The following is a 256-nucleotide window of genomic DNA, read 5'->3' on the forward strand; positions in this document are numbered from 1 at the left end:
GCGAATCGTAATAATTGTTTTTTATATAGCGTTATCAGCAATCATATATTTGTATGTAAATATGATTATGTGAATATAGAAAAACCTTCCGCCTGAAGCGACGGAAGGTTCAAAATATTTAGTTTGATTAACTAGTTATCAGTCGACCACACCTTTTTCGACCACGATTTCATCAGGATCGACTTCGTCGCCATACACCGGCTTCAGTGTCTCCTCATAATCCTTGTGGAAGAAGTTTTCATCGCCAAGCTTGTCG

Annotated in this window: 1 pseudogene; it reads right to left on the reverse strand. The window is 38.3% G+C overall.

Annotation, left to right across the window (positions count from 1 at the left end):
• Positions 1-138: 138 nt before the first annotated feature.
• Positions 139-256: pseudogene (locus L0M85_RS09960) on the reverse strand (amino acid ABC transporter substrate-binding protein); the annotation flags it as partial.

It is taken from the genome of Streptococcus sp. DFI.7.26, from assembly GCF_022240605.1.
In the GTDB taxonomy this organism is placed as follows: Bacteria; Bacillota; Bacilli; order Lactobacillales; family Streptococcaceae; genus Streptococcus; species Streptococcus xiaochunlingii.